The sequence below is a fragment of the Photobacterium sp. genome, assembly GCF_057456235.1.
In genome coordinates, this window is sequence record NZ_JBVCPH010000008.1 from 63,571 (window position 1) to 83,490 (window position 19,920).

Sequence of the window (19,920 nt, forward strand, 5' to 3'; positions counted from 1 at the left end):
CATGTTTAAGAATTCTCAGGGCGGGGCGCAATTCCCCACCGGCGGTAATTCAGTCAATATTCACTTGATGAACTGACTGAAAAGCCCGCGAGCGCTTATCAGCGTATACGTTGATAAGGTCAGCAGATCTGGTGTAATGCTCTCAATCGAGTATGAGTCCAGAGCCGACGGTTATAGTCCGGATGAAAGAGGATCAGTGGAGACAATCCTTTGTCTCTTACTTATGTGTTCGAAACGTTTTTTGCTCTTAATGGGTTTACTCCGGTAAACTTGTTAAGCCAATGAATGGTTAGTCGTGCGTCGGTGACTATTTGCATCTGCTTATACACCAGATTGATACGTAATGATTGACACTACACTGTTAGAGTTATTCCGGCCAAAGCCGGGACGCTGCCTTTCTATGCCCTGATTCTGGTTAATTTTTTATACGGAGTTATTACCATGAATCAGTCACTACTTTCCCCTTTTGGCACGGCTTTTGAGCGTGTTGAAGCAGGTCTTGCTGCGATCCGTCAAGGACGTGGTGTTTTAGTTGTTGATGATGAAGATCGTGAAAACGAAGGCGATCTCATTTTTGCCGCAGAAACGCTGACCCCAGCACAAATGGCACTTATGATCCGCGAGTGTTCAGGCATCGTCTGTTTATGCCTGACAGAAGAGCGTGTTGCCCAACTTGAGCTGCCAATGATGGTAGAAAACAATACCAGTGCAAATCAGACAGGTTTTACCGTTACAATAGAAGCGGCAAAAGGTGTGACAACGGGCGTATCGGCTGCTGACCGTGTAACGACGATTAAAACAGCCATTGCTGACAATGCCACTCCTGCAGACTTGAGCCGTCCTGGCCATGTGTTTCCATTAAAGGCGAATCCTGAAGGCGTTCTTGGCCGTCGCGGCCATACTGAAGCAACTATTGATCTGATGCGTCTGTCTGGCCTTAAGCCTTACGGTGTACTTTGTGAGCTTACCAATGTCGATGGTACTATGGCTCGCCTACCGGAAGTGATCGAGTTTGGTCAAAAATTCGATATGCCGGTGCTGACCATCGAAGATTTAGCCGCTTACCGCCTGGCAAAAGAAATGAACAAAACAGAAGAAGCCGTTATTGCTTAGTTGCTTTTAAAACGATTATTTGAAACTATTCTTTAAAATACTAAAGGCCGAGTAAATGCTCGGCTTTCATCTATATCAGATCAGAGCTTATTTACCATTCAACATTGTATTTATATTGGAAAATAAGCAGTCCTAGTCAATGTGACCTGAATGGCCAGTAAAAATAGATAATTTTTTATACACCTGCCGCAGGGATCATATAAATAATGATGCTCCAAGCTGAAACCCAACCAGTTACCATGGCTATATCAAACCAATCACGACTCATATCCCCTCCCAAAGGTTTATATATTTACAATAATATTTATCGACAATATTAGTCTTTTCTTTAACCTGTTTTTTAAATTTTTAATTATAAAACCAAATAACAAAGTTATGACGTTTAAATAAATAAGCGCCAAATCTATGGCACCTTATACTTAAAAATATGATTTTTGCGGGGTTAAACTCGCTTGCTACGAAACACAACGCGCTAAAACAATTTAGTTCAAGCAACACCTTCCTGACATTCACACGGAATATAGGAAATTAATGATTCACTCGGTGCTGACAGCGTACCCTTTGTACGGGCGTACTCTTCAAAGGCTTCTGCCATGGTGATATTTAATGCTTGGGGCTCTGATTCATAATGTAACAAGGCATGATAACCTTCTTTACCTGTCGCGGTATAACCAGAAGAAACCGATGAATAAATTTCGTCGTCTTCAACATCAACCCATTGGCCATTTTTATTGATCTGCAATCTTTCAATTCGCATTCCTATCTCTGCGCAACATCGGTAAGTAAAGTTCAGATCAGAGATATAGGGAAAACTGCCGCTTCCCGTGCCAGTCACACCATTATCAATCGCGTTATTGATCGCTCCTTCTAATGCTTCTCTTACCCGCAGGCCCTTAATACGGTATACCATGAGACCAATTGCAAAAGGCAGTAATTTTCCGGCAATGTCAGCGGAGGTCAAGGGGCCAGGATTTAGCGATGAACGAACACCACCAGCATTGTGAATACCAAAGTCAATATCAAAACCAAGCTGACGTCCTTGCCATACAAAGCTTTCGACCACCAACGGAGCAATCTGACTGCAGCCTTTGTGATCAGGTATGCGTACATGTCGCAGCGGCACAGTAACCTCGGCAATCTGTTGTGTCTGTCGCTTACGGACTTCAGGCCGGTACTCGGTATTTAATATATGTTCGATGTTCGGATCTTTCGGGCAAAAGCGAATATTCGACTGTTCGCTAAGGAAGGCTTTAACCTCGGCATGAGTATCTGAGTCCAGATGCTCAGTTCTAGAAGCATCAACGGTAAACTGTCGCCCAAGCAGAAGCTGATTGATACCAGAAGCCTTAGCAACTGTCCCGTCAGGATTAAAGTCTAACTCAAGTTGACCTAATGCTAACGCATTACATCCAGCCTGCACCACGCAAGTATTGTTAACCATCCGTGCATACTCATCGGTGGCACCATAACCCAAGTTAGTGAAGTCACCTTGCATGGTATGGCTGTGGCCTCCAATTATCGCCCCTAACCCGTCGATTTCAGCAGCCAGTTTTAAGTCACGGTCATAGCCTAAATGGCTGAGCACTACAACTTTATTAATACCCTGCTGTCGTATAGCCGAGATTGTTTTTTGGGCCACATCGACAACATTTAAAAACTCAGTATCAGGATCCGGGTTTGCAATTCCGGCCATGTTTTCTATTGCAAGACCAAAGATAGCAACAGGCTCCCCCGCAACATCTTTGACAATATATCGCCCATACCCATTTTCTTTATCAAAAGCGCAGATATTGGTCTTATGGCGTAACGGATTCGCTTTTGCTTGATCTTCTTGTGAAAGATCCCAGTTGGCCGCCAGCATTGGAAAATCAGCAAGATCGAGAAAGTCGGCAACGATGCCGTTTCCCATATCTAACTCATGATTACCCAATGCCATCGCCTCTACACCAATGGCATTCAGAAGCTTGGCATTGGCGATGCCTTTGTACAGAGAGAAATACAAGGTTCCCTGAAAGCAATCACCGGCATGCAGGAACATGAATTCACGACCTTGCCTATAAGCTTGCTTTTTTACCTCTTTAACCGCCGTTGACACGCGAGAAAAACCACCACAACTGGCATAAACATCCGTTTCCGTTTCAAGCACGTCAGCAGGCAGTGACAATGAAATTGAAGAAGGCTCGAAGTGTGAGTGGGTGTCATTAATATGTGCAAAGGTTATATTTGCTGAGCGGTGTTGAGTCATAGAGGATCGTTGCTCTCCATTAAAAGGCTGAATAAGAAAGTATTTTGTAGGACGAGAGGAATATCACAAAGTAATTTGGTTTCGCTCGCATCTGTACTGCTGATATTTTGAAAATTTCAGAGAAAACGTGACATGAGACGAATTGTATCACAGATAATAACAATCTCTGCTATCAAACTGAAGACAATAGATTTTCTCATCATTTCACCTGGCTATATAGCTTTATACTGAATTTTATCAGTGACCGTGTCACGTCTATCTGCACTCAGTCCATGCGTTTCTTGCCAATGCCCTTTATATTTATATAAGGCTATTAGATACGATTGGGTAAGAGCATGATCCCTTATGCATTCACACTGCTACTCGCATGTTTCGTTGGTATTCTCGCTCAAAAAACCGGCTTGTGTATGGTCCGCGGTGTACAGGAGTTTCAGGCTAAGCGCCCGGGATTTCTGCTAACCACCTTATGTTGCGGATTCTGGCTATGGCTGGTAAGCCCAATTTCGGATCAACTCTTTACCGACTCGGCGCTGTTCAGGCATAGCATCAGTTTTCCCTTTTTTATTGGTGGCCTGTTATTTGGTCTGGGCTCCGCAATGAACAAAGGCTGCGCCATCTCAACCATATCAAAGCTGGCTAAAGGCCATTACCAGATGATCGCGACCCTGCTTGGCTGGTTAATCGGCTGGATCTTATTCGCACCGGTCACCCTCAATATGTCCTATACCACCTTAGCCCCAATAACCAGCCCCTCTATCACCGTGACAGTAATGTTATTCCTTCTGATCGCTCTCATATTTTTTAGAGTTCCCAGTTCTAAGCGCCCTATTTTATTGGGGGTTGTCTTGTTTGGCATTATTGCCAGCCTATTAACAAGCTTGCTTCCTAACTGGTCTCCAAGCGAGTTATTCAAAGACATCGCTGCCGCATCCATTCATGGTGAACCGGATAAATGGCCGTCGATACAGCGCTATCTGGTGATTGTCAGTCTGATCATTGGGATGGCGATAAGCGCAAGAAAGAGGCTTAACTTCAGGGAGTTTCAACTGAGGCCCTTACAGCTTGTATTACACCTCTGCGCAGGGATCATTATGGGGATTGGTGCGTCGCTGGCTTTAGGTGGCAATGATTCCCAACTATTCGTCGCGTTACCTGCCTTTTCTCCCGCTGCCGCTCTGACCGTAATCAGTATGCTTGTGGGTACAATGGCAGGAATATTTATCAGAAAAAAATTAAAATATTATTTAACGGATTACCTTCGAAATAGCTAGCGCCTGTGCCGATAAACCAATCGAAATCAGATACGTTGGAATAAAAAGGCAGCTTTAATCGCTACCTTTTTCACACTCATATTTACAGGTAACGACCGTGACGCTGTAAGAATTCAATCTTATAGCCATCGGGATCCTGAACGAAGAAAAACTTCGCTAATAACTGCCCGTCACGGAAGAATTCTTTGACATCAGCAGGTCCATAACCGAGATCTGAGAGCTTTTGGTGTTCTGCTTCTAACTCATCGACAGCAACCGCAATATGACCATAACCCGTTCCGTGACTGTACGCTTCTTCCGTCCCTTCGTTCCAGGTCAGCTCAAGCTCCATATCGTTTTCTTCATTACGCAGATAAACAAGACTAAAACCATCAAAATCTAACCGTTCCGCAATATCCAGTTCAAGCGCATCTTTGTAGAATTTTATTGATTTATCTAAGTCCACAACGCGGATCATAGTATGAATGATCTTTGCCACCCAACACCTCCTCTCAATTTAAGAAATCTGATCTATCCCGAGTTCATAACAGCTACGGACTATAACAACGCACTTAATCTGCCTCAAGTATTAAGCCGAGAACCATGCCGTTTTTCATAACGATCCAATAAGTTATCACTAATCTGTGACCAAAACGGGCAAAAGCCACATTAAGGTGCTGTAATCTAATAATAAGAGGTGGCTTATGCATTTAGAACGTATTGAGATTTCGGGATTCAGAGGAATAAAACGGTTATCCCTCACTTTTGATGAACTAACCGTATTGATTGGTGAAAACGCCTGGGGTAAATCATCCTTACTGGATGCGCTGAGTATCGCCTTGCCACCTGATGCCCATTTTTATAATTTCAGATTTTCAGATTTTCATATTGACTATGCGCTCGGCCACCAAAAAATGTCTCAACTACAAATCATATTGCACTGGAATGAAGATTATCAAGGCGAACATAAAGCCCGGAAATATAAAGCTTTCACTCCTGTATGGGTAACACAAGATGGTCTGCAGCATCTTTATTATCAAATAAGCAGTGTGATCGACAATGATAAAATTTTCACCCAACGCCAGTTCCTTGATAGTAACGGCCAAGTCATCGAATGCCCCGATACAGACAAACTCGTAAAGCAATTAATGGGCTTACACCCTATTGTACGTATTCGCGATGCTCGAAGGCTGCGTGATGACTCTCTCGATATCTCATCGGCGCCATCCCATAACGGGCAATCAAAGAATGCCCGTATCGAAAAACGCTTAGACAATACTTGCCGCCGTTTGATGACCAACCCCGGCCACGTCAGCCCAGGAGAGCTAAAAAGCAGCGTGAATGCTCTACGCACGTTAGTTGACCACTATTTTGCCTTCACTCCACATAACCGAACCAGTCAATTCGACCGGACCCATTTCCCGAGCCGCAGTCAGCATGGAGAGAACCCCTTAGAGCACCTGACCGAGCCTGAGATGAGCAAGCAAAATCGCTTAATTTTGATGGGACTGCTGAATGCCTACATTCGAGCCCGCGGTCCGGTTGAACTCAGACGGATCTCACGGCCGATAATGATCCTCGAAGATCCGGAAGGCCGGCTTCACCCCACCATATTGCATCAGGCATGGACATTTATTGCTAATATGCCGATGCAAAAAATACTCACGACGAATAGCCCGGATTTAGCTTCTGTCGTTCCCCTGCACGCCATTAAGAAGCTGATCCGTCAACCCGATAGAACCAAGGTCTGTTCTATTGGGTCTAAGGATTTGAGCCGTAATGAGGAACGGCGCGTCACCTTCCATCTTCGGTTACATCGCCCCAGCGCTCTGTTTGCACGGGCATGGTTGTTGGTTGAAGGTGAAACGGAAGTCTGGTTATTCAATGAATTGGCACGAATTTGCGGCTATAATTTGGCCGCCGAAGGCGTACAAATCATTGAGTTTGCCCAAAGTGGCTTAAAGCCGCTGATTAAAGTGGCGCGACATTTTGGTATTGAATGGCATCTGATTTCAGACGGCGATACCGCGGGTAAAAAATATGCCCAAACAGTAAAAAACATACTCGGAACAGAGGCTGAAAGGCACCGTTTAACGGTATTACCAGATCTAGACATCGAGCATTTCCTTTTCAATCACGGTTATGGGCCTTTATTCAGAAAATTGGCGAATGTGTCAGAAGAAAATCCTATGCCTCCCAAAAAAATCATACGAAAAGCACTGAAACGCTACGCGAAGCCAGATGTTGCTTTAGCCATCGTTGAATATTCTGATGAGTCAGATATAGAACAAATACCGCTTCTTATTCGCTGGGTATTAAAGCGGGTAGTCGCGATGTCACGCGGGATAGGTTAGGCCCGAGTCAAAGCGACCGATATGGTCGCCTTGTTATAAATTGGCCGCTGTTATTATCGTTTGTTCCAACGATGTTCACGCCACTCTACTTGCTGTTCTCTGGTCAGAAAAGTCCAGGCAATCATTCTGCTGGTTTTCTGTCCCTGCGCCATATCAATCGTACGCACATCAACAGCATTGGCATATTTCAGTGCCTTATAAATAGCAGGTAAATTATCTTTCTTAGAGACTAAGGTTGTATACCAGAAACAGCTCTCTGGCATTTCGCCACTCTGCTTAATCATCCGCTTAACAAACGCAATTTCGCCTCCCGGACACCACAATTCGGCTTTCTGCCCGCCAAAGTTCAGTACTGGTTTGCCTTTGTCAGGGCGTACTGATGCGATGGGGTTTACTCCTTTTTTGCCGCTTTTCTTATTGGCATTGGCACTTAGGTTACGTTGCTTGCGCTCCGAACCGGCCATTGCTTCTTCTAAAGAGCCATGGAAGGGGGGATTACACAGAGTAAAATCAAATATATCATCGGTATTGATCATACCTGTGAAAATGTTATCCGGAGACTTCTGTAGCCGGCATTTTATGTTACCTGCCAGACTGCGGTTCGACTCAACCATAAATTTTGCTGACTTAATCGATATTGGATCTATATCGGCACCGACAAATCGCCAGCCATACACACGGTGTCCGATGATCGGGTACACACAGTTTGCGCCGATACCAATATCCAGCCCGGAGATCCCTTTCCCTCTCGGGATCTCTCCGCCATTAGAATCAGCCAGTAAATCGGCAATATGGTGAATATAATCTGCCCGGCCGGGGATCGGCGGGCATAAGTAACCAGAAGGAATGTCCCAGTTATCAACTTGGTAGAAATGACGCAATAAGGATTTATTAAGCATTTTCACTGCATCGGGATTGGCAAAATCAATCGACAAGTCACCAAACGGGTTCTCCGCTACAAATGGGGCAAGTTCTGAACAGGACGCAATTAATACACCAAAATCGTAGCGCTGACGATGCGGATTACGCGGGTGTAACCCCTTCTTCTGCGTTTGTATCTTTTTCTGTTGAGTCATTCTACATTACCAATCAAGCTTGCCAGGATACCTATACCCCGTTAATGGGAGCGCATTGTACCTTTAGATACCTATCTGGACAATTATCCTGACAACGGATTAATTACCGAGAAATCATCCAATCTAACAGGTAACGGCTCTATTAATAGCAAAAAGCACCGCCGCCAATATGGCGGTGGTGCTCAAGTAAATGATCGATTTGGTATGGTTATTCCTTTTTCTCTGATGCTCGGCCAGAAGCTTTTTCAAATAGTTGAGTCGCTTTATCAACAAGATCTATCGGCATAGGGAAAACAATGGTAGTCGTTCTGTCATTCGATATTTCATTTAAGGTTTGCATATACCTCAATTGAACCGCATTCGGCGCTTTATTCAGCACTGCCGCCGCTTCACCTAATTTAGCCGATGCCTCGAGCTCACCCATCGCGTGAATGACCTTCGCTCGACGAGAACGCTCAGCTTCTGCCTGCTTGGCCAGTGCCCGAACCATACTTTCATCAAGATCTACATGCTTGATTTCAACATTGGCGATTTTAATTCCCCAATTGTCAGTGCGTTGATCCAATATTGATTGTAAGTCTTTATTCAGTGTTTCCCGCTCTGCTAGCAACTCATCAAGCTCATGCTGGCCCAATACAGAACGCAGCGTAGTTTGTGATAACTGACTGGTCGCTTCATTGTAGTTTTCTACATTATTAATTGCCATTTTCGGGTCGACCACACGGTAATACACCACGGCATTGACACGTACCGATACGTTGTCACGGGTGATCAAATCCTGAGTCGGCACATCCAAAACAATGGTACGTAAATCAACCCGCACCATTTGTTGAATGATCGGTACAATGATAATCAAACCAGGACCTTTGATCTGATAGAAGCGTCCGAGAAAAAATACCACTGCACGTTCATACTCACGCAAAACTTTAAACATGCTCATGATTAGCACAACCACCAGCACCACAATCGTCGTAAGAGAATACGTAATCATACCGCTATTCCTTCTTATTATTTTCTACATTGCTACTGTTACTTTCTACATCTAGCCACAAGCCAGATATATTCTTAACAATAACCTGCTGTCCGGCTTGCAATGAACTTGAACACCGCGCCTGCCAAACTTCCCCTTCAACCAACACCCTCCCTTCACCAGGAAAACCACTCAGTACCTGGGCACTATGGCCCAGCATCACTTGCGTTCCTGTGGTAACCGGTTTTCGCCTGGTTTTAAGTAAGAGAGTAAGGATCACGAAGGTAAACATCGCCGATACAACGGTCAGACCAACAATGAGTGGCAATGCAATCTGATAGCCGGGAGTTTCAGTATCCATCAGCATAATGGATCCTAGAACAAAGGCGACTACCCCCCCAAGCCCGAGAATACCAAAGCTGGGGCTGAACGCTTCTGCAATCATCAACGCAATGCCAAGCAGCAACAATCCTAAACCGGCATAGCTGACGGGTAGCATCTGTAGAGAATACATGGCCAATAACAGACAAATACCGCCTAATACGCCCGGCAATCCAATACCTGGATTATAGAACTCTAGCAATAGCCCATATATGCCAATAAGCATCAGAATATAAGCCACATTCGGATTGGTGATCACTGACAGCAGCTTGAACCGCCAATCTTGTTCACGTTCAACATAAACGACATTGGATAGCTCAATTTTCTTATCCAGACCATTAACGCTCACCGTTCGCCCATTTGATTTCGCGATTAGCTGTTCTATATTTGCCGCAAGAAAATCAATCACATTTTCCCTTAATGCACTCTCAGAATCTAAGCTGGCCGCCTCTCTGACCGCTTTAGCAGCCCAGACATCGTTTCGTCCATGTAATTTAGCCAGGCTTTGAATATAAGCCGCGGCATCATTTATGACCTTTTTTTCCATAGCCGTGTTTGCTTTGACACGTTCATCGCCGGAATCAGGTTGCTGTGACGTTTTGCTTTCGTCACCTGAAGCGGCGGGCTCTTCTTTTTCTTGGTCTTTCTTTTTATCCTTACTTTCTTTTGGTAGGAATGGATTATCAGATTCGTCGGGATCTTTATTTCCACCAGGAGACGTTAATGACACCGGAGTGGCTGCGCCTAAATTGGTGCCCGGTGCCATCGAGGCTATGTGGCTCGCCAGCAGAATATAGGTTCCGGCACTCGCGGCACGGGCGCCGGCGGGTCCAACCCATGTCGCAACAGGGATCGAAGAAGTCGTGATACCACGAATTATTTCGCGCATAGACGTATCAAGACCGCCAGGAGTATCCACTTTAAGAATGATGAATGATGCTTTGTCAGTCTGGGCCTGTTCTATCTCACGAGTAACAAAATCGCTGGTGGCAGGCCCGATGCCACCTTTAATATCGATGATCCAAACATCGTCAGCAAAAACTGGAGCTGTCATTAATAAGGTAACTATAGCGACACAGAGAGAAAAAAGTTTCATACTGCTTTCCCCACCTCAAATTTATGAGTACAGCGTATTAATCAACTGATTATTGATTTCAGTTTGTTAACACTAATTGCTATAAGCATAGCTCACCATTGAATAATAATGATATTTTTAGCGGCCGTTAAAGATAATCGTCTTATGAATGGCGACAAATCGAACTTAATGAAAAAGGTGAACATTTGCCTGGCTCAGGTAAACTCGGCAACGACAAATCGATTCCTCCCCTGCTCTTTGGCTTTATAAAGAACTTTATCAACGATCTCGTACATGTTTTCTGCCGTTTCCAGCCCGGTTGGTATCCATGTGACCATGCCTTGGCTGATGGTAACAATGTGTGAGGTGTTCGAATATAAATGAGGAATTTCGAGCTGCTGAATGCAGCTTTTCAGTCTTTGACATTCTTTAACGGCACGGGTTTTATCACAGTTACTGATCAGAATAACAAATTCTTCACCGCCATAACGGGCTGCCAACTCTCCGGCACGACTGTAGTTTTCCTTTAATTCTGCTGATACCAACTGTAAACACCGGTCACCTTCCAGATGACCATAGTGATCGTTATAAGCCTTAAAGTGATCGACATCGATCATGATAATGGTCATCGATAAGCTATTACGTCCATGCCAGGAAATATATTCAGCAAGTTTTTCATCTAAATAGCGCCTATTGGCCAGCTTAGTCAGACCGTCTTCATTAACCAGCTGTGACAAGAGATCATTGGCTTGTTCCAGCTTAACCGTTGCCTCTTTCAACTGATGGCGCATACTGGAAATACGTTGCATAGCTTTGAGCTTAGAAGCAAGCACTATCTTATTGACGGGTTTAACCAAATAGTCATCGCCCCCAATATCTATCGCCTTTGCAATCATTTCAGGTTCATCATGGCCACTAAGAAAAATAATCGGAATCCATTCAGGGTGCTTAATCCGTATTTGTTCAGCAACTTCAGTACCACTCATAACTGGCATGCTGATATCGAGGAGCAAAAGATCAGGATCAAACAATGGATACTTTTCAATCGCTTCACGCCCTGAGCCAACGGCCTCAACGATATGCCCTAACCTTTGTAATCTCATAGCAAGCTGCATACGCTCTAAATGAACGTCATCAACAAGTAAGATACGCATCGCTTCCATGAAAGCATCCTATTGATATAGATACACTTGTGTTATTTATAATATATAGCATACATATTGCTTAAAGACAGGTGATATAATTATTCGACATCACAGGCAGGCCAGTGTGACCCCGATTACAGATCGGTAATATTCAGATTTCACCAGACCTTAGACATGATATGTTGACATTTGTCTTTAGAACTATAGGATTCCCATCCTTAATCATTAATGCTGTAGGAAATGGCTATGTCTGAGAACGAAAAAATAGACGAGCAACTCATAGAAGATATGAAACTTTCGCTTGAAGAATGCTCACCAGAACTTCGTCAGGTTGTTGCTTTTGAAGAAGTTCCAGAAGAGCTTTTGGACATGCTGATTAGTGTTTATAAAGTTTCCGAAACCTCTTCTCGTGAAGCATGGGATGCCATGCCAGCAAGCGCGCAAAACGTTTTAGATAACTTCGAACAGTTTCACGCCCTTGTTGCACTTAGCCAAAGCTATTCAGGTGTTGATTTTCTTGGTGAGCTTCAAGAAACAGAACTTCCGGACCACATGAGTGCAGATGAACAGGAGCAGTATAAAGCCGTTCTTCTTGATAAAGTACTGAACAATTGCGTAAAAGATTTGTGTAAGCAACTGAAGCAAGCGCGCCGTAATCCTCCGATGAAACGCGAATTTCTGGAAATATTCAAAAAATAATCCTGTTTATAAAGGGAAGCCGATGCTTCCCTTTATTATCTCAATGATCGCAATCGCCTCGTAAATCGATTTATTTCAGCCCGCGATAAACCAGAAAGATACCCGCAACAATTAAAGTGCCGGGGATCAGAATACTCCACATCATCCCGGTCCAAACCAGTGCCCACAACGCAGCGCCGGCAATAACAAAGACCACTGCGGTTTTAGCTGCATCTTTCCAATTACCACTCATTATTATGTCAGCCAAACCGGTCACAGCAAGCAGTATCAATAAGCCCGGCCACCACCAGCCTGTCAAATACAACAGACCAAAACCGATGAGAAAAATACCAGAAGAGGCGCCATCACGGCCCGATGTTCTTAATCCAAACATATTCGAACTCTCACTCTATTCGTTTGATTTTACGTGATTAGTATTGCTGTTATTGTATCATTTTTGGGAAGCCGGCATTGACGTAAAAAACAGATATAAATTTTCTCCATTTTACGAACCGGTAACTGTTAAAATAGCCCCATTATAAAAGCAATGAAAATGAGTAAAGTCATGCAAGGAACACTGAGTAAACTAAAGTCAACATTAGGCGACGTAGTTGAATACCAATTACCCGTTGGTGATCACCTTTTGCCGCTGAATCCGCTGATCGGAAAAAAACTGACGCTGACCCATACCGGCAGCATTTTTTGCGATGCGTGTGGTAAGAAAACCAAGAAGAGCTATTCTCAAGGCCATTGCTTTCCATGTATGAAGAAACTAGCGCGCTGTGACATGTGCATCATGAAGCCAGAAACCTGTCATTATGCGAAAGGAACTTGTCGTGAACCTGAATGGGGTATTGCTAACTGCATGGTGCCACATTATGTCTACCTGTCAAACACATCAGGCTTAAAGGTCGGTATTACCCGCCATACTCAGCTTCCGACACGTTGGATTGATCAGGGGGCAACTCAGGCATTACCTATATTGAAGGTAAAAACGCGTCAAATCTCTGGTTTAGTCGAAATCGCATTAGCTGAAATGGTCGCAGATAAAACCAATTGGCGTACCATGCTGAAAGGTGACAATCAGCCTATCGATTTAAAGGCTGAGGCTTCACGTTTAATCCCTGAAATCGACGCACGCATCAAGGAGCTAGTTGACTTATACGGTGAAGGCGCCATTGAAAAACTGGATGAGGAAATCGTAGATATCAACTATCCGGTTACCGAGTATCCATCCAAAATCAGCTCTCATAACTTTGATAAAGAGCCGGTTGTAGAAGGAACGCTGTTAGGTATCAAGGGCCAGTACCTGTTCTTCGACACCGGTGTGATTAATATTCGCAAGTTCACCAGCTATGAAATAACCGTTGAGGCCTAATCTAGGTTAGATTGAGGTGGTGTGACATCTACCGCCTCATTTCAAACCTACCCCATACACCAATACCATCCGTGTCATTCCCTTAACCTTTAATGCAAATCAAGGGTTCGAGCTTTGCTACCATTCGTGAAAGTCCCGCCTGATCCGCCGATTTCACCACATTGTTGACATCTTTGTAGGCATTGGGCGCTTCTTCTGCCACACCACGACGAGATGGGCTGCGGATCAAAACACCCTGATCCGCAAGTTGCTGTATAACATTGCTGCCGCGCCACAGTTTGGTTGCTTGATGGCGACTCATACTTCGTCCTGCTCCGTGGCAGGCTGAGCCATAAGCTAATTGCATGCTTTTTTTGGTACCGGCCAGAATATAGGATGCCGTCCCCATGGTGCCGCCGATCAGCACCGGTTGGCCGACTTCACGGAGAGTAGCAGGCAGAGCGGGATGGCCAGGACCAAAAGCGCGAGTTGCGCCCTTTCGATGCACGAAAAGATTTTTTATTTCGCCATTAACCTCATGCTGCTCCAGTTTGCAGGTGTTATGCGAAACATCGTAGAGCAGATCAAGATGAATATCCGCAAAGATTTGTTTTACTGCCTGGCGTGTTAAATGGGTGATTATTTCCCTGTTGGCCAAAGCACAGTTAATCGCCCCTCGCATGGCAGCTAAATAACGTTGACCGACCTTTGAATTAATAGGGGCGCAGGCCAGCTCACGATCGGGCAGAATAATGCCATAGTCTTTAGCACTAACAACCATACTTTTAAGAAATTCCGTACCGATCTGATGGCCAAGGCCACGAGACCCGCAGTGAATACTTATTTTTATGTCATTCAATTCAATACCGAATGCTTTAGCAATACTCTCATCATAGATTTCAACCACTTTTTGAACTTCCAGATAGTGGTTGCCCGAACCTAATGTACCCATTTCATTTTTTTGTCGCTCCTTGGCATGATGGGATATTTGATCCGGATCTGCGCCCTGCATACAACCGTATTCTTCTATGCGCTCCAGATCTGCCTGATCTCCAAGCCCTCTTTCTACCGCCCAGCGCGCACCGCCATTAAGCATGGCATTCATTTCTTTTTTATTAAGGTGAAAAATGCCAGTACTGCCTAGTCCGGCGGGTATGGTTTTGAATAGAACATCAGCCAGTTCTTTTTGTTTCGACATGACTTGTTGCACGGTTAAGCCAGTGTGTAATGTACGTACACCACAGGAAATATCAAAGCCGACACCGCCAGCTGAAATAACACCGCCCTGCTCTGGATCAAACGCGGCAACACCACCGATTGGAAAACCATACCCCCAATGCGCATCGGGCATGGCATAGGAAGCATTGACTATACCGGGTAATCTGGCGACATTAGTGATCTGCTCATAAACTTTTTCATCCATGTCCAGAATCAGATCTTTACTGGCAAAGATGATTCCCGGCACATGCATTCCATTAACGGGGTCAATGCGCCACTGGTAATCAGATATGCGATGTAGTTTGTTTATGTCCATCACTGCCACCCTGGTGGTTTTGTTTAAACATCAATAACACATTGCGCTATCCATAGATCTTGTGACTGGTGTACAGCCAGCTCGGTATAAGTTGCGCCTTTAATCTCAACCGCTGGTTGATGCCGTTTTACATTTATCGGCTCGCCCCGCGCAGTGGCTTCGAGATGTCCGTGATGTATGTAAACGTCAAACTGGCTAAATAACATTTTGTGTGTGGACATTGTGAAGATCAGGGCATTTAACCAGTCGGCAAGTAATAATTCCTGATCCGCATCATCACAAGTAATAGTCACTTCATCTATGGGTCTGATCAGTGATAAATCAGTGATAATAGCACTCATGGCCAGCGCCGCTTGCTCGAATGCACTGGCTAGTGTGTTGCCTGTACCGCGCACACCAATATCAGCTTCGTGTTCGAAATGTTCCCAACGTGCCGCAGCCATAAACGTGCCCGGTATTTTAATTACCTTTATAATGACATCATAGACAGGATCTTAAGAACCAAGCACTGATTTACTAATTAAAACGGCAAAAAATCGGTTTTCGAAACGAACTCGACGCATTCAGCCATTCGAGATTGAACAATCAGTATTGTTTTCTATACACAGAGCATTGAGTACTCTCGTGCCAGAGGTCTTCCCCCGTTTTTATATACCGTCTTGTTTACTCTAACTTAAATAAGAGGTTATTCGTTCACTTCGGCTGTACATATTTACGTTCACCATCAAATACGGCTACGTCACGGATAAAATTTTCACCAAGCACAATACCCGTACCTTTTTTCAGCACAAATTCCGTTAGCTCGTTTAGCTCAACCAGTTTAATACGAAGTTTTATGACAGCTTCACGCTCACTACCGTTATTTTTAATCCAATATTCAACAGGCATCTCGAGCGATTTACCACTTGCTATAAACTTAACCCAATCGTTTCCATCACGTTCAAACTCCTGAAGATCTGAAACGCCGATTGTCGACAGCTTACTGCCAGGATCAATTTTCACTTTGACATGCTTTTTAACCGGATCTAACCAGACCCACTCTTCGGTACCGAGGATCAATTTACCATCACTCGTCTTACTCACAACCGGTAGGAGGGGCTTTGGTGTAATCTCAGGTTCCGGTTCTACTTTCGGCTTTGCTTCCGGTTTCGATTCAGTCTCGACTTCCGGTACGGTCGTCTCCGGAACTGTCGGCTCGACAGGCTTGATTTCAACTTCCTGACCAACGTCGGGTTTTGCTTCCGGTTCTTGAGGGCCTTGTTGCTGTGCACAACCAAATAGCAGTAATGCACAAAAAACAGCAGCATTTCTTTTCATTCTGACTTACCTTTAGGCATCTGCATTTAGCGTCTAATGTTTTAACAATAATATGTTGTGAAATCATTAGCCAGAAAGAATTATCCTTGCTTATATGCAATGTTAAACAGATCAAGTTTATTCACTAGCCAAGATTCATCATACCAGTCCATATTACGGCTGTGCTTAGCATCATCCCAAAAACTGAGGAACAAGCGCCTAGTTTCAAAACCTTCGGTGAGTGGGGCTTTTTCTTGATAGCGTTCATATAACTTAAGATCTTCCCTGACATCGAACAAATGGAAAATATCAAACTCTCTGTGCTTATAGCCAACATCACAAGGATCTAATATTGCCGCGACTTTAAATGTTTTTGGATCAAACAAGACATTGGCAATATGGCAATCATCGTGTACTAATGAAGATGATGTATTGATAGGCGATAAAATTTCTACTCTTTTCTCCCATAACTCGGTGTAAGCCGATTTCAACTGACTTGAAAATGGCGACTCGCAACTCAAGACATAACGCAGAACGGGATACATCCACGCATCAAAGGCTTTAATTAAACATGGGTCGAAATGGTCACGGCCAATTTCAAATCCTTTTTTATTCTGACAATCGTGTAAAGCAACTAAGATGTCGGTGTAGTCCTCTCTGAATATCTCCAGTGCTTTGGGATCGTTTGGAAGTTCATAGGCTGATACTCCTTCAATCCACTCCATCATCAAGTAATCATGGCCTTCTTCTCGACCAAATAAGTAGACTTCAGGTACCGGACAGTCTAAGTTTTTTTTTAATCGTTTTAATCCTTCAATTTCTTTAATTATTCTTCCGCATTCCCGGGAAAACTTAACAACAACTTTACCTTTTGGAGAAAAAATAAAAACAACCCAGCCATAAAATGTTTCTTGAATATTACACAGTTCAGGTTGCTGACTAAACATCGCTTTATAAGCCTTTTCAGCGATGAACTTGAGCTGAGGTTTATTCATAAAAATCCTTTTTCATTTAATACTGATAATAAATACCGCGTGCAAATAACATATATTCCATATGAGAATTCGCATCTAAAATATCAATATTTTTGCTGCTCCCTCTAAATCAAAGAATGCAACAGAATGCAGATCAAAGCCAGTAATTTGGGTCAAAAAGGTGAATTGTGGGCCTGCGCTCTCACAATAATTACTCAGATATCTGAAGACACCATCTAAACGGTTATTTCCATGTGAATCACATGAAGTTAATTTAATATTCGATGCCTTCCTTGCATGCCTTTCAGTGATAAAAAAGAGGGATATTGCCCGCAGGGAATAGTTGTATTCTAATAAGTCAACGTGTCACTGACAGGGTAATAATGAAAAAAACAATAACGCTGGACGACAGTTGCAGAATTAAGCAAAAACACAAGGCGCTCTAACTGCACCTTGTTTTTCTATTCCCCAGTGACTATGAGATCTTGATAGCAATTCCAATCTCTTGCGACAGCTCGGCCAGTTGCGCTTCATTATCTAAACGAATGGACCAATTAATACCACTGCCCGTTGCAGTCACAACATTAGCACCACCAATCAACGTAACTTCATCGACATGGGCTTGCAAAGTCACTCGTGAAACCCCGTCTAAACGAACAACCAATTCATGTTGATTGGCAATAATTCTGCCTTCTGAAAATGTGATCACCATAACTATGCATCTATCTTTTTATGTTTCATTACTGCCATTGTGAGGCGGCTGGTACAGACTAATCGATCGCGTTCATCTGTTATTTCAATCTGCCAGACTTGTGTAGTCGCTCCTAAATGGATCGGGATTGTTCGACCTTTCACGATGCCGCTGCGCATTGGTCGTATATGGTTGGCATTAATGTCCAGACCAACACAATACTTGTTTTCATCAACACACAGATTACCGGCGAGTGAACCCAGTGTTTCGGCTAATACTACCGAGGCACCACCGTGAAGCATGCCTAAAGGCTGGTGAGTACGGGCCTCAACAGGCATCGTTGCCGTTAAGCTCTCATCATCAAATGCACAATACTCAATACCTAAATGCTCTACCAGAGTATTTTTAGACGTTAAATTTAAACTATCGAGTGTGAACGGTTTCTTCCAAATTGACATAGTTTCACCTAATCCTCTGTTAACGGGTATATACCCAAACCACCTCAAGATACGAGATTCAGAGCTTCCTCTGGATACTCAATTCAAATGAAATGTGTGTAGGAATAGCAAGCCATTTCAAACACATTTTGTGAAGAAGTGATTTTCCAGAGGAGCTCCCAAAGGGCGAGTTTCATTGGCTTTTATTCGGTGTTAGCCATCCTAAAAATAGAACTACTATTCACTCAAATGGCTGCCTTGACTAAAAGCCAATGAATTCTCGCTGAACTCTGCATCTTGAGGTGATTTGGGTATAGCATAACATCGCAATCACTTTTTCATCTAGCCTTCCAATCGCTGAGCCCTCAATGAACAGCACCCTCGTATCTTGCGCTTATTCGGGTCTCCTGCATCAACAATGCCTAAAGACAGAATTTTACACTAGCATATTGCTCTACTCGCAGGTCATAATGGCCATCAGTATTATCAGGAATGGAATGGAAGGAGTCATTCTTATGAAACCTACTCGCCTTTTACTATTAACAGGACTGATGGCGGCCGTCCTCTCAATTTCGGCATGCTCGAGTTCTCCGACTGGCCGGCAGCAAGTACTGCTATTTTCGACCAACGATATGTCACAGTTAGGCGCGCAATCTTTTGAAGAACTAAAAAAACAAGAAAAGATTAATACCGACGTCAAAACAAACCAGTATGTGCAATGTATTACCAGCGCAATAACCGCTCGTCTAGATCCCCAATCTGGTTTCGGTCAATGGGAAGTAGTGGTATTTGACAGTGATCAAGTCAACGCATTTGCCTTGCCCGGTGGCAAAATCGGTGTCTATACCGGTCTGCTTAAGGTCGCTAAAAACCAGGATCAGCTCGCCACTGTTATCGGTCATGAAATCGGCCATGTTATCGCGCAGCACAGTAATGAGCGATTATCTCGCAGCCAGATAGCTGACATAGGTTTGCAGGTTTCGAGCATGGCGATCCGCGGTACTGAATATCATGATGTCGCAATGGCCGGTCTCGGTTTAGGTGTTCAGTACGGCGTCTTAATGCCCTACGGACGAGCGCAAGAGTCAGAATCTGACATCATTGGTTTACGCTTGATGGCTGAGGCCGGATTCGATCCAAACCAGAGTGTCGAACTATGGAAAAATATGGCTAAGGCATCGAACGGACAACCCCCTGAACTACTGTCCACTCACCCTTCGCATTCAACACGTATTGATGATTTGAAAAAAGAAATTAGCCGTTTGACGGCCTATAACCCACCTCGACAAAACTGTCATTTATAGCCTGTTAATAAAAAAGCGCCCGCGGGCGCTTTTTATTGAT

At 44.0% G+C, this 19,920-nt stretch carries 19 protein-coding genes and 1 riboswitch; of the genes, 6 read left to right on the forward strand and 13 right to left on the reverse strand.

Annotated elements, in window-relative coordinates; genetic code table 11:
• Window positions 1–7 precede the first annotated feature (7 nt).
• Window positions 8–198: riboswitch (FMN riboswitch) on the forward strand.
• Window positions 199–441: 243 nt separating this feature from the next.
• A complete protein-coding gene (gene ribB / locus AC2204_RS11000) occupies window positions 442–1,113 on the forward strand; it encodes a 3,4-dihydroxy-2-butanone-4-phosphate synthase (protein ID WP_318925538.1) in 672 nt (223 codons plus the stop codon).
• A gap of 487 nt (window positions 1,114–1,600) precedes the next feature.
• Here the strand turns inward: ribB and AC2204_RS11005 are convergent, their stop codons facing one another.
• Window positions 1,601–3,358: a bifunctional metallophosphatase/5'-nucleotidase gene (locus AC2204_RS11005; protein WP_318925539.1), complete on the reverse strand. Its 1,758-nt coding sequence runs from the start codon at window positions 3,356–3,358 to the stop codon at window positions 1,601–1,603.
• A 335-nt stretch (window positions 3,359–3,693) separates the two neighbouring features.
• Between AC2204_RS11005 and AC2204_RS11010 the strand changes: the two genes are divergently transcribed.
• On the forward strand, window positions 3,694–4,629 hold the full coding sequence (locus AC2204_RS11010) for a YeeE/YedE thiosulfate transporter family protein (protein WP_318925540.1): 936 nt from the start codon (window positions 3,694–3,696) through the stop codon (window positions 4,627–4,629).
• Between the two features lie 82 nt (window positions 4,630–4,711).
• On the opposite strand, the gene AC2204_RS11015 is transcribed toward AC2204_RS11010, so the two are convergent.
• Entirely contained in the window at window positions 4,712–5,107 is a 396-nt protein-coding gene (locus AC2204_RS11015; protein ID WP_318925541.1) for a VOC family protein, read from the reverse strand.
• A 205-nt stretch (window positions 5,108–5,312) separates the two neighbouring features.
• Between AC2204_RS11015 and AC2204_RS11020 the strand changes: the two genes are divergently transcribed.
• The gene (locus AC2204_RS11020; protein WP_318925542.1) at window positions 5,313–6,962 is read left to right on the forward strand and encodes an ATP-dependent endonuclease; all 1,650 of its coding nucleotides are present in this window, start codon (window positions 5,313–5,315) and stop codon (window positions 6,960–6,962) included.
• 53 nt (window positions 6,963–7,015) lie between these two features.
• Here AC2204_RS11020 and rlmF read toward each other — a convergent pair whose 3' ends face one another.
• From rlmF to AC2204_RS11040, 4 genes are all read right to left on the reverse strand, one after another.
• Complete coding sequence (rlmF, locus tag AC2204_RS11025) at window positions 7,016–8,038, reverse strand: 23S rRNA (adenine(1618)-N(6))-methyltransferase RlmF (protein WP_318925543.1); 1,023 nt, start codon at window positions 8,036–8,038, stop codon at window positions 7,016–7,018.
• Between the two features lie 208 nt (window positions 8,039–8,246).
• On the reverse strand, window positions 8,247–9,029 hold the full coding sequence (locus AC2204_RS11030; RefSeq protein WP_318925544.1) for a slipin family protein: 783 nt from the start codon (window positions 9,027–9,029) through the stop codon (window positions 8,247–8,249).
• A gap of 4 nt (window positions 9,030–9,033) precedes the next feature.
• On the reverse strand, window positions 9,034–10,485 hold the full coding sequence (locus tag AC2204_RS11035; RefSeq protein WP_318925545.1) for an NfeD family protein: 1,452 nt from the start codon (window positions 10,483–10,485) through the stop codon (window positions 9,034–9,036).
• Between the two features lie 194 nt (window positions 10,486–10,679).
• On the reverse strand, window positions 10,680–11,627 hold the full coding sequence (locus AC2204_RS11040; RefSeq protein ID WP_318925546.1) for a GGDEF domain-containing response regulator: 948 nt from the start codon (window positions 11,625–11,627) through the stop codon (window positions 10,680–10,682).
• A gap of 228 nt (window positions 11,628–11,855) precedes the next feature.
• Between AC2204_RS11040 and AC2204_RS11045 the strand changes: the two genes are divergently transcribed.
• On the forward strand, window positions 11,856–12,308 hold the full coding sequence (locus AC2204_RS11045) for a DUF3069 domain-containing protein (RefSeq protein ID WP_318925547.1): 453 nt from the start codon (window positions 11,856–11,858) through the stop codon (window positions 12,306–12,308).
• 70 nt (window positions 12,309–12,378) lie between these two features.
• On the opposite strand, the gene AC2204_RS11050 is transcribed toward AC2204_RS11045, so the two are convergent.
• Window positions 12,379–12,681, reverse strand: a complete 303-nt coding sequence (locus tag AC2204_RS11050; protein WP_318925548.1) for a hypothetical protein — start codon at window positions 12,679–12,681, stop codon at window positions 12,379–12,381.
• Window positions 12,682–12,840: 159 nt separating this feature from the next.
• Here AC2204_RS11050 and AC2204_RS11055 point away from each other — a divergent pair, with 159 nt between their 5' ends.
• Complete coding sequence (locus tag AC2204_RS11055) at window positions 12,841–13,665, forward strand: DUF2797 domain-containing protein (RefSeq protein WP_318925549.1); 825 nt, start codon at window positions 12,841–12,843, stop codon at window positions 13,663–13,665.
• A gap of 82 nt (window positions 13,666–13,747) precedes the next feature.
• Here the strand turns inward: AC2204_RS11055 and AC2204_RS11060 are convergent, their stop codons facing one another.
• From AC2204_RS11060 to AC2204_RS11085, 6 genes are all read right to left on the reverse strand, one after another.
• Window positions 13,748–15,178 (reverse strand): RtcB family protein, encoded by a 1,431-nt coding sequence (locus AC2204_RS11060; RefSeq protein WP_318925550.1) that lies wholly within the window; start codon window positions 15,176–15,178, stop codon window positions 13,748–13,750.
• Between the two features lie 23 nt (window positions 15,179–15,201).
• The gene (locus tag AC2204_RS11065) at window positions 15,202–15,621 is read right to left on the reverse strand and encodes an archease (RefSeq protein ID WP_318925551.1); all 420 of its coding nucleotides are present in this window, start codon (window positions 15,619–15,621) and stop codon (window positions 15,202–15,204) included.
• Between the two features lie 250 nt (window positions 15,622–15,871).
• Window positions 15,872–16,495, reverse strand: coding sequence for a putative ATP-dependent zinc protease (locus tag AC2204_RS11070; RefSeq protein ID WP_318925552.1), 624 nt, complete (start codon window positions 16,493–16,495; stop codon window positions 15,872–15,874).
• Between the two features lie 80 nt (window positions 16,496–16,575).
• Complete coding sequence (locus AC2204_RS11075; RefSeq protein ID WP_318925553.1) at window positions 16,576–17,469, reverse strand: phosphotransferase; 894 nt, start codon at window positions 17,467–17,469, stop codon at window positions 16,576–16,578.
• Between the two features lie 454 nt (window positions 17,470–17,923).
• Complete coding sequence (locus AC2204_RS11080) at window positions 17,924–18,160, reverse strand: DUF3389 domain-containing protein (RefSeq protein WP_318925554.1); 237 nt, start codon at window positions 18,158–18,160, stop codon at window positions 17,924–17,926.
• A gap of 2 nt (window positions 18,161–18,162) precedes the next feature.
• A complete protein-coding gene (locus AC2204_RS11085; RefSeq protein WP_318925555.1) occupies window positions 18,163–18,597 on the reverse strand; it encodes a hotdog fold thioesterase in 435 nt (144 codons plus the stop codon).
• Window positions 18,598–19,091: 494 nt separating this feature from the next.
• Between AC2204_RS11085 and AC2204_RS11090 the strand changes: the two genes are divergently transcribed.
• Window positions 19,092–19,880 carry a M48 family metallopeptidase gene (locus AC2204_RS11090; RefSeq protein ID WP_318925556.1) on the forward strand — a complete coding sequence of 263 codons (789 nt, stop codon included), beginning with the start codon at window positions 19,092–19,094 and terminating at the stop codon, window positions 19,878–19,880.
• Window positions 19,881–19,920 lie beyond the last annotated feature (40 nt).

Excerpts from the sequence above, each read along its gene's own strand:
- AC2204_RS11050 (WP_318925548.1), bottom strand. The coding sequence starts at position 12,681 with ATGTTTGGATTAAGAACATCGGGCCGTGATGGCGCCTCTTCTGGTATT.
- rlmF (WP_318925543.1), bottom strand. The coding sequence starts at position 8,038 with ATGACTCAACAGAAAAAGATACAAACGCAGAAGAAGGGGTTACACCCG.
- AC2204_RS11035 (WP_318925545.1), bottom strand. The coding sequence starts at position 10,485 with ATGAAACTTTTTTCTCTCTGTGTCGCTATAGTTACCTTATTAATGACA.
- AC2204_RS11080 (WP_318925554.1), bottom strand. The coding sequence starts at position 18,160 with ATGGTGATCACATTTTCAGAAGGCAGAATTATTGCCAATCAACATGAA.
- AC2204_RS11030 (WP_318925544.1), bottom strand. The coding sequence starts at position 9,029 with ATGATTACGTATTCTCTTACGACGATTGTGGTGCTGGTGGTTGTGCTA.
- AC2204_RS11090 (WP_318925556.1), top strand. The coding sequence starts at position 19,092 with ATGAAACCTACTCGCCTTTTACTATTAACAGGACTGATGGCGGCCGTC.
- AC2204_RS11005 (WP_318925539.1), bottom strand. The coding sequence starts at position 3,358 with ATGACTCAACACCGCTCAGCAAATATAACCTTTGCACATATTAATGAC.
- AC2204_RS11010 (WP_318925540.1), top strand. The coding sequence starts at position 3,694 with ATGATCCCTTATGCATTCACACTGCTACTCGCATGTTTCGTTGGTATT.
- ribB (WP_318925538.1), top strand. The coding sequence starts at position 442 with ATGAATCAGTCACTACTTTCCCCTTTTGGCACGGCTTTTGAGCGTGTT.
- AC2204_RS11060 (WP_318925550.1), bottom strand. The coding sequence starts at position 15,178 with ATGGACATAAACAAACTACATCGCATATCTGATTACCAGTGGCGCATT.
- AC2204_RS11075 (WP_318925553.1), bottom strand. The coding sequence starts at position 17,469 with ATGAATAAACCTCAGCTCAAGTTCATCGCTGAAAAGGCTTATAAAGCG.
- AC2204_RS11045 (WP_318925547.1), top strand. The coding sequence starts at position 11,856 with ATGTCTGAGAACGAAAAAATAGACGAGCAACTCATAGAAGATATGAAA.
- AC2204_RS11070 (WP_318925552.1), bottom strand. The coding sequence starts at position 16,495 with ATGAAAAGAAATGCTGCTGTTTTTTGTGCATTACTGCTATTTGGTTGT.
- AC2204_RS11085 (WP_318925555.1), bottom strand. The coding sequence starts at position 18,597 with ATGTCAATTTGGAAGAAACCGTTCACACTCGATAGTTTAAATTTAACG.
- AC2204_RS11055 (WP_318925549.1), top strand. The coding sequence starts at position 12,841 with ATGAGTAAAGTCATGCAAGGAACACTGAGTAAACTAAAGTCAACATTA.
- AC2204_RS11065 (WP_318925551.1), bottom strand. The coding sequence starts at position 15,621 with ATGGCTGCGGCACGTTGGGAACATTTCGAACACGAAGCTGATATTGGT.
- AC2204_RS11020 (WP_318925542.1), top strand. The coding sequence starts at position 5,313 with ATGCATTTAGAACGTATTGAGATTTCGGGATTCAGAGGAATAAAACGG.
- AC2204_RS11040 (WP_318925546.1), bottom strand. The coding sequence starts at position 11,627 with ATGGAAGCGATGCGTATCTTACTTGTTGATGACGTTCATTTAGAGCGT.